The sequence below is a fragment of the Carnobacterium alterfunditum DSM 5972 genome, assembly GCF_000744115.1.
GTDB classification, from domain to species: Bacteria; Bacillota; Bacilli; order Lactobacillales; family Carnobacteriaceae; genus Carnobacterium_B; species Carnobacterium_B alterfunditum.
This window is the reverse complement of the sequence record NZ_JQLG01000006.1, coordinates 1-6,410: the sequence shown is the minus strand read 5'-3', so window position 1 is coordinate 6,410 and position 6,410 is coordinate 1. Positions and strand designations below refer to the sequence as shown.

7 protein-coding genes are annotated in these 6,410 nt (G+C 31.6%); all 7 read right to left on the bottom strand.

Annotated features, from left to right (window positions below):
* Positions 1–259: 259 nt before the first annotated feature.
* A complete protein-coding gene (locus tag BR50_RS12290) occupies positions 260–781 on the bottom strand; it encodes a hypothetical protein (protein WP_081884529.1) in 522 nt (173 codons plus the stop codon).
* Between the two features lie 118 nt (positions 782–899).
* Positions 900–1,313: a SprT family zinc-dependent metalloprotease gene (locus BR50_RS12285; RefSeq protein ID WP_034549294.1), complete on the bottom strand. Its 414-nt coding sequence runs from the start codon at positions 1,311–1,313 to the stop codon at positions 900–902.
* A gap of 23 nt (positions 1,314–1,336) precedes the next feature.
* Positions 1,337–2,344: a replication initiation protein gene (locus BR50_RS12280; RefSeq protein ID WP_034549291.1), complete on the bottom strand. Its 1,008-nt coding sequence runs from the start codon at positions 2,342–2,344 to the stop codon at positions 1,337–1,339.
* A gap of 907 nt (positions 2,345–3,251) precedes the next feature.
* Positions 3,252–4,448 carry a MobV family relaxase gene (mobV, locus tag BR50_RS12275; protein WP_282916234.1) on the bottom strand — a complete coding sequence of 399 codons (1,197 nt, stop codon included), beginning with the start codon at positions 4,446–4,448 and terminating at the stop codon, positions 3,252–3,254.
* A 295-nt stretch (positions 4,449–4,743) separates the two neighbouring features.
* Positions 4,744–4,914: a hypothetical protein gene (locus tag BR50_RS12820; protein ID WP_156097513.1), complete on the bottom strand. Its 171-nt coding sequence runs from the start codon at positions 4,912–4,914 to the stop codon at positions 4,744–4,746.
* Positions 4,915–5,610: 696 nt separating this feature from the next.
* Positions 5,611–5,874, bottom strand: coding sequence for a hypothetical protein (locus BR50_RS12265; protein ID WP_051905857.1), 264 nt, complete (start codon positions 5,872–5,874; stop codon positions 5,611–5,613).
* Entirely contained in the window at positions 5,874–6,197 is a 324-nt protein-coding gene (locus BR50_RS12260) for a type II toxin-antitoxin system Phd/YefM family antitoxin (RefSeq protein WP_034549283.1), read from the bottom strand. Before BR50_RS12260 ends, BR50_RS12265 begins: the two co-directional genes overlap by 1 nt.
* Positions 6,198–6,410: the final 213 nt, after the last annotated feature.

Genomic DNA, 6,410 nt, shown 5'->3' with positions numbered 1-6,410 from the left:
ATTTTAAGCCGTTTTCCCCCATAAAAATAATGTCCTACAGATTTTTTCCGAGGATTAGTATGATTGTGTCTAAAGTAACCAGTTTTATTTTTAAACATGACATATTTCTTATTTACTAATGATTATATCAGAATGGAATTAATTTATTTCAATACATGAAATTGGATAAAAACGGGTATCCGGAATCCTATTCCTATAGGGTTCTTTTTTTTTGTCACTCTCCAATACATGATTCCATTTTAAAATATGACACAATCGGCTATTCCTTTTTACTAAATAGGCGACTAAAGAACCCTTTTTTTACTTGTAGTGGTTCTGGTTCGGTTTTCTTTTCAGTTGCAGCGTTAGAAACAAATTGATCCGTTTGGCTGAGATCTTCTTCTACTTTTTTGCTTGATTCTAACTGCAATTTTTCAATTTGCTTATTAGTTTGTAAGGTAAGACGTTGTTGCTGGTCCAATAAATTTTGTTGTTCTTTTAATAGATTTTGAAGCATATCTATCTGCTTGTCTTTAGCTAAAAGCTGTTCTTGATAGAAATGTGAGTCGTAAACTTGGTTATCGTTATTCTGGAAATTAGTTTGCTTATTAGTTTGCGATTGGTTTTTTTTAACCGAAATAAACATTGATTTAATAGCTTTTTGACCTTCTTCGCTTATCACAAACTGGTTTCCGATTTTCGCAAACCATTTCTTCTTTTGTGTTTCTGTTACTTTTTTCGAAATTGCTGTTTTACTCACACCTATTTCTTCGGATAATTCTTTGATTGTTTTTTTACTCATGTTAACTCTCCTTATTATGCCTTCTTTCTATTACTGGACAGGTTTATATCCTATACATACCACTATAATTTTGACTTTTTATGAATAAAATTTTATAGATTAAAAGAATAGCTTGAACTTAACTAAATAGAGCATAATTTAAAAAAATATTATAGTTGCTGTAAAGTAAGTTTCTTACAAGTTGATTTTCAAACCACTCATCTCCATCGTCAAAATCTTTATCAAGTTTCCACCCGATGTAATGCAAAAATTCATGTTGAATGGTTCCTTGAATATCTATTGGTTTATTCTTTTCTAAAAAATCTTTAGAAATAACTATTTTTTGGGGAACATCTTCAGACGAAGAAAGCATATAACCAGATTGGTTATTTTTTAAAAGAGAATCTTCTTTTTTAGTATTTAAAAATATAGGTATATCAATCTTTACACCATACTGGCTAACAGCCCATTCTTTTGATTGTCTAACTAAATTGTAAAATAGGTGTATTTTTTTTCTATTCTCTGATTTTCTTTTTCGTGACTTGTAACTCATTTTATACGCTCCTATTTAAATAATTAATTTTTAAGCCAATTAAACAACGGAACTTTAGGATTAAGAGGTTCTTTCCCTTCCGTTTCGAGTAGAAAATTTAAAGCTTCTAAGTCGTCATTTGCTTTTTTAGTAAGTTTGCTACAATGATCAGCTGTTAAGCCTACTTCTTGGTCTAAGTAACGAGCTCTCATTGACTGAAAATCTCGGATGATAGCTAAAGCTCTTTCTCTATTCGTTTTATCATTAATTTCTGCATACATTAATATATCGTTCAAAACTACATCTGCCATACTAAATAATATATCAATTTGCTTCTGAGAAGCTTTTGAAATTCCTTTACCAGTACTCCAAATCAATTTGAATCCAGTAATTGAACGACCTTTTTTTATCTCTTCATACTTCACTTCTAACTCGGTAAATTTATTGATTTCAGCAATCGCGACATCGAGAACATATTTTTTCAGAAGTCCAGTATTTTCACGATAACTTTTCTTTTCCTCGACACCAAAAATTTCCATGATAGTATCTTTTGTAAAAGACTTATACCAACAACCGTATGACCCCCTCAAGTAATCATACAAAGTCCAACTAAACCCACTTTTGAATTTCGCAGTGACAGTCAAGTCAGTCAGGACATACCTATCTTTCAAGTCCAATATATGCGGTGTGATTTCTGGATCCCATAGAAACGTAAAGGTGCCATTGTCATATTTCATTTTCCTAAAAACATTCCAGTATTCGAATGAGTCCTTCTCTAAATCTTCCAATCCTGCTTGAATGCTTAGTATTCTTTGAGCGTCAACCTTTGCATGCTTAGTTTGATATTTCTCAATGCCAAATTTCTTCTCGAAATCAGCCTTAATAAAAGTTGTCGACCCATCTTTTTGTGTAGAATAAATCGCATAGGACAGCAACTGCATTTGGTTCAAGGTCAAACCTTGATTAAGTTTTGAGGTTGATAGCTCATTGCTTTTTTTAATACTATCTTCATTGCTAATAAGAAATTCCTTTTTATTTCGTCTTCCGGCCATAGGAACACCCCCCTGATTCGTTATGTAAGTTAATATTAACGCAACTTACATAACGAATCAATATAAATATGTTTTTAATTTTCAACTTACAGTAAGAAGGATAAAAAACTTTCGATAGAGGGATAAAAAACTTTCAATAGAGGGATAAAAAACTTTCAATAGAGGGATAAAAAACTTTCAATAAAGTCTATAAACCTTTGGTAAATATGCGTTTATAGCGACCTTAAAGGTAATAAAGTTAATGAATTTAATAAAAAGTAATAAATACGCAGGCGCGCACGAAAAAAAGTATTGGTTAAAAAATAGTGGTAACTGCTATACTTATTTAGCTGTCACCTTTTTAAGCTGAACTCTTCAGCAAGAAAGGAGGCTTTATTGTGAATATCCTTTTTGACGTCTTACTTGGAGTCCTGATTAATGTCATTGCCCATGGCATAATTAAATGGCTAGATTCCAAGGACAAAACTGACAGCTAACCTGCCCGTATAAAAAAATACGAAAAAAAAGACCAGTGGGTTGCCCCCCACTGGTCTTTGGCTTTATCGTGAATATCTTTTTGTATCTTTATTATCGCATATAACAATTTAAAATCAAGTGACAGATCAGTTAAAGGAAATCTTGCTTCGCAAGCTAAAAAGCATCTTAGAAGGTCAAAAGAAGTCGCTTCGCTCCATTTGCAATGAAGAGAGAGGGTAATGTGAGAACTTTTAGTAGAAACGCTAAAAAGCTTGTTTTAACTAATATGTAAATGAGTATATAGCTCACTTCGTTCGTGCAGGGCAAGCCCTACATACCCAAGTACTTATAAAAAGACAAATAAGCACGTTTAAACAGTTTTATAATCACTCACTAGTATTTATGTGCAAACAGACTTAAAACGTCTTAGAAACGATTTTTGAGCCCTTATTTAACGTGATAAGTCATCTCTACTTGCTTTCCTAGAAGTTTTTTGCTGTTTTTCTTGTTGTTTCTCTTGAAACCCTGCATACACTCCATCTAAATTTTTACCAAAAGCTTGTTTAACATATTCTTTTGCAAAGCTCCATTGATCCGTAAATTTTTCTATAAATGAATCAAGCTTTTTTTGAACTGAATTAAGTTGTTTATGCGTTTGTTTAAGCCTTTCGCTTAAGTCTTTAGTTAAAGCTTTTTCATTTTCTAATTGTCTTTCTAAAACTATTTTTCTAGTATTTTCCTTATCATATTTTTTAGTTGCTAAAAGAGAAAAACTAGCAGCTTTTTCTAACTGTTCTAAATCGCTAGTTTTAACGACTGAGTAACCTCTTTTAAGAAGGACAGGCTTCTTTTCTATTTCATGATTTTCACGATATCCAAATCGCGTTAAGTCACTTTCTTTAACTTTAAATTCTTTGTCTGCACTAATAACTTTTGCAACCAGACCATCATATCCTTGTTCTAAATCCCCGTATTCTTTTTTTAATTTTTTTAATTCTGATTGGGAAACTTGATTTTTCCCATTTAATTCTTGTTCTATTTCTTTAAGATTTTTAAGTTCAGTACGGTCTTTAAGCTTTTTATATTCGTCTACTGTTAAATGTTTTTTATTCGAATGTTCCTGCCCACGTTCAATATCAAAACCGCCCTCTTTTAAATATTTCGGGAAATCTTCTTGAATGGTTTGCAAAGCTTGACGGTCAAAGACTGTTTTAGCAGATAAGCGTTTATCTTTTGTAAAAGGTACAATTCCTAAGTGCATATGTGGAGTGTTCTCGTCCATATGTACTTGAGCATATCGGATATTTTGATCCCCATATTTTTGCCCAAAATAAGCTCTAGCACTACGAAAAAAGCTCGCTGTTTGGTCTTCGTCTAAATCTTTAAAAAAAGCAGTATCACTTGAAATAATCCATTCACTTACTAGTACAGCATCTTTCCGAATAGCTCGAGGACTCGCTTTATTTTCGTTAATATATTTTTCAATATCGGTTTTATAATTATAAGCTCTACCAACTAAATCATATTTCAAATGAGAACGTGATAAATCAATATCTTTATTCGAGTGATTTTCTATCCTTCGTCGGTTATGATTTCCAATTCCGATTAAATTAGGAGCTTTCATTTTTTGCATTCTAGCGACTATCATAGACATAAAAAGAACCTCCTGTTGTTGGTCTTGATTTGGTACGACTTCCATGCAAAGTATAACCCACTATACTTTACGTCGTAAAGTGTGGTCTCTGCGAGGCTAAAAACTGTCTGTCCACTCTGCCCCTTTTTTCGCCTTTAGGCTGAAAAGGTTCGACGTGAACAGGCACGAAAAACGTCGGAATAGCCGACTATTTTTTTCATGCAAAACAAAAAAATCCCCTTAGCCTTTTTGGCAGGGGACTTTTCTTAAACCAATTAGTCGACACTCACAATCGACAGCAGAAAATTAATCAGATCAATGCCTGCGAACTGTCTATTTTGGGTAGACTCATTTCAGCAATAAAATATAAGCCAAAAAAGAAGCCGGTCCCGTTTTCCTGCGGAACAAATCCTGATAATTTTGCTGATTTTTCTACGTTGTTTTGTTCATCAACTGTTATAACTGTCACTTCATCTTTCAAGAAAAAATCCCAACCATTTATGTGGTTGGAATTTTAGTATCCTATGCAATTGAAACATCAGAGGTATTAATTTTTCCATTCGCTATAGCCATTTAAAATAATTATATATATTACATACATGCAGGGACTAAATATAGCAAATAGGATTATCTTTATAATCCAACTTACTGTCGAAAATATAGCCCCAATAAGTATATACAGCATAAAAAAAACAAATACGGAAATTACTAACAATAAAATAATTAAAATAAAATTTTTAATTATTTTATTGTTAATCTTTAAAACAGCTGATAATATTTCTTCAAAAAAAATTAAAATGAATTCCATTTAAAAGCTCCTTTTAAAAATCTATCCATCCATTATTTATATTTTTATCATTCTTGTCAATTAAGTTAGCAATTGCTACTGCTGATTTAGAAAGTCCTTTTGCTAATACTTGATATCGCTTTATCTGGAATGAGGCACTATCTCGATAACCTATTTTATAAGAATGACAATAGATAAAATAAAATCAGCAATTAAATGAATCCTATTTTTAATACATGAAATTAGATAAAATCATGTATTGAAAAAGAGAGGTAGCCGCTTATTTTTAGTAGCTGCCTCTCTTAAAATTAGATCTTTAAAAGCTTTTTTGTTGCAATTTCAGAGATGCTTTTTTCGTCTTTTTTCAGCGGTTAAAAATACTTTTTCTTCTTATCTTTTGCCGATGGCTACAATCTCAATAATTTCTATACGATTGTCTGTTGTTGGTTTAAAGATGAGACGAATGCCTAATTTTTGGTTCTTTAATTCTTTAAAACCGGCTAATTTCGAATACGTTGTATTTCCAAGATCTTTCCCAATTTCAGATCCTCGGATCTTTAACCGTTCTCCAGCAGCATCTACCCATTGTTTTAACATGCCGTCTAATTTTTTATAGTCTTTTTCTGCTTCTTTCCAAAAAAACACTTTTGCCATTAATCAAATAGATCCTTATCGGATAAAGCAGCAAATGGGTTATGCTCTTGATTTGATTCGATCACTTCAGTAGCTGAAATAAGTTCGCCTGGTCCGGCTGTTACTCGATCATTTAATTGACTATAAAATAGTTTATTTTCCATTTCGTTGTAATCATTCACTAATTTTTCATACACGGCATTACTGAGAATAACAGCTTCAGGTTTATTATGGTTAAAAATAAAGGTTGGTTCTCCTGTTTTACTCGTGTCTTTTATAATTTTTGAAAAGTCTTTTTTAGCTTCTGTGATCGATTTTGTTTTTACATCTAACATTTTCAACATACGAAGCACCTCACTTTTTTATTTGTATAATTATTGTAACACGAAAAAAACCTTAATTAAAGTCTTAATAAAGGTCTTAATAAAGGTCTTTTTTATATTTTTAAATACATGAAAATGCTTAGAATAGTGTATCTAGAATGCTATTAAATTAGATTCATTTTTTCTTCGCAATTTTTTGTGCTACAGCGTGTATAACTAAAATAAACAGAAAAA

What these genes read in the sequence shown, in the direction of transcription:
- BR50_RS12280 (WP_034549291.1), bottom strand. Translation starts at nt 2,344, where the DNA reads ATGGCCGGAAGACGAAATAAAAAGGAATTTCTTATTAGCAATGAAGAT.
- BR50_RS12265 (WP_051905857.1), bottom strand. Translation starts at nt 5,874, where the DNA reads ATGGCAAAAGTGTTTTTTTGGAAAGAAGCAGAAAAAGACTATAAAAAA.
- mobV (WP_282916234.1), bottom strand. Translation starts at nt 4,448, where the DNA reads ATGATAGTCGCTAGAATGCAAAAAATGAAAGCTCCTAATTTAATCGGA.
- BR50_RS12260 (WP_034549283.1), bottom strand. Translation starts at nt 6,197, where the DNA reads ATGTTGAAAATGTTAGATGTAAAAACAAAATCGATCACAGAAGCTAAA.
- BR50_RS12290 (WP_081884529.1), bottom strand. Translation starts at nt 781, where the DNA reads ATGAGTAAAAAAACAATCAAAGAATTATCCGAAGAAATAGGTGTGAGT.
- BR50_RS12285 (WP_034549294.1), bottom strand. Translation starts at nt 1,313, where the DNA reads ATGAGTTACAAGTCACGAAAAAGAAAATCAGAGAATAGAAAAAAAATA.